Source organism: Streptomyces sp. NPDC029674 (assembly GCF_044903205.1).
In the GTDB taxonomy this organism is placed as follows: Bacteria; Actinomycetota; Actinomycetes; order Streptomycetales; family Streptomycetaceae; genus Streptomyces.
Genome location: NZ_JBJDPY010000047.1, coordinates 1 through 2,030 on the forward strand (window position 1 = coordinate 1; position 2,030 = coordinate 2,030).

The 2,030-nt window shown below is 70.0% G+C and carries 2 protein-coding genes; both read left to right on the top strand.

What is annotated here, in order from left to right:
* Nucleotides 1–193 precede the first annotated feature (193 nt).
* Nucleotides 194–1,399, top strand: a complete 1,206-nt coding sequence (locus ACI2L3_RS40190) for a hypothetical protein (RefSeq protein WP_404757432.1) — start codon at nt 194–196, stop codon at nt 1,397–1,399.
* A gap of 248 nt (nt 1,400–1,647) precedes the next feature.
* A partial coding sequence (locus ACI2L3_RS40195; RefSeq protein WP_404757433.1) for a hypothetical protein occupies nt 1,648–2,030 on the top strand: 383 nt, incomplete at its 3' end.

The following is a 2,030-nucleotide window of genomic DNA, read 5'->3' on the forward strand; positions in this document are numbered from 1 at the left end:
GGGCCGAGGTGAAGAACGCTCCCGCACAGCCCATCACCGGCAACCATCTCTTCTTCGGCCAGGCCGATCCGGGCCGAGTCGCGGGCATCGTCATGGACGGCACCCGCGCGTTCACCGCCGCCCAGATCAAGGCCCTCTCGGACGCGGTGGCCCGATGACGAGGATCAGCGACACTGACGGACTTGCCCGAGGCGTGTACACCACCGCCGGCCGCCGCGTCTTCGGCGGACCCGCCCGCCGTGCCGCCGCGCCCCCGAATGGACCCGTGCTGAATGTCCTCTCCCGGTGTGCACCCGCCACGCTCCTGCGCGACGCCACTACCGGGATCGGGGCGACCTCGCACCAGCGGGTCACCGTGGACGCCTCCAAGCCCGCCCTCTCCTGGGTATTCCACGGAGGCTTCACCGGCTCCATCGCCGAGCCGTTCACCCTCCGCGCCGCAGCCGGTGTCAACGGCGGCCCGAAGTACACGCTCACCTTCTCCGGCGCGCAGCAGGCCAGCGTGCCCGTGGAAGGTGCGACCATGACCGCCGACCCCCTTCCCGTGGACGTGCTCGCCGGGGACGTGCTCGACGTGTACACCTGGACGCAGGGTCCCAAGGCGTACATGGACCTCTCCGGGGCTGACCCGGACGAGGGCGCGAGGATACACACCGGGCACTACGACCCGAACCACCCCGCAGCAGCACCCCTCATCGGATGGGGCACGGTGCGGCCCGCCAGAATCGGCGCGCCGAGCACCGGACGCTCCTGGATTCTTACCGGCGATTCCATCGTGCAGGTCAGCCTCTCGCACATGGACTACCTCTCTCGCCGCCTGAATCTGGCCTCGGTCAAGGTCGCCCAGGGCGGGGACTACCACGGGGCTCACCCGGGGCCCCGCACGACCATGATGTACGGCCCGCACCTGGCGACCGCCACGCACATGATCGACGAGCTTGGCATCAACCAGCCCCTCCCGGAGTCTGCCCTGAAATTCTGGAAGTACATGAAGGCGAACGGGATCGCGTGGCTTGGCAAGACAACGCTCGCACCCCGCTCGTCCCCGTCTCAGACGCCCCCGACTGAGCCGCTGACGTTCAACACCTGGCTCCGTGACGGTGCGCCCCTCACCGCAGACGGCTCCGCCACCGTGGCCGCCGGGACCGCCGGGGCGATCCGGGCCAAGGTCATTAAGGCAGACGGGACCATCGTGCCGGGATCGGGCGCACACCCGGTGGACTGCATCCTCGACTGCGCCGCTGCCATCGAGGACCCGAACCGGCCCGGCATGTACACACAGCAGGCAACGGACCTGATGACCGCTGCCGGGCACACCGACTGGCTGCACTACCACGAGTCCGTACACAGGCTCGTCGGCGAGCGGCTCGTCCGCGACCTCGGCATCCTCGGGTTCTAGGTCACCACGCGGTGAAGTCGGCGTCCTCCACTGCGCATGACTCGGAGCAGAACCGGCCTCGCGACTCTGTGGCGGCCTGCGCTGGCCGGTAGGTGGCGCGACACCAGTCGCACTGGCGGGGGCGCATCCCGCGCTCCCGCCACCACCACACCATCCGGTCCAGGGGAGTCGTCATGCCCCACACCCTAGCGGCCTCCACCACACCTGGTGGGGGCCGTCGTCATTCCCGACACCCTTTGGAGGTGCCCGTGCCTCGTCGCGTGGCTCAGCTCGTCGTCCGTATCCGCCGTTCCGCGTTTCCAGAGATCGTGGCGGTGTCCCTCTCGGCCGCGCTCGTCGCGATCGGGCTGACGTTCGCCCTCGCCCCGGACCGGTTCCAGACGCCTACGTGGGCGCCGATGTGGGAGTTCGCGTCCCCGGTGGCGTGGGCGCTCGCCGCGGTCTTCGCCGGCACCCTGTCGGCGCTCGTGGTGCTGCGCTGGCGTGAGCTCGCCCCGGCCCCGTTGATCCTGCAGACGGGGATCTGGGGGACGATCAGCGCGCTCATCACGTGGGGCACGATCGGTGGCGGCGTCCCCTCCGCCGCGATCATCTACGCGCTCCCGGGCTGGTTGTGCCTGCTGCTCGTCGT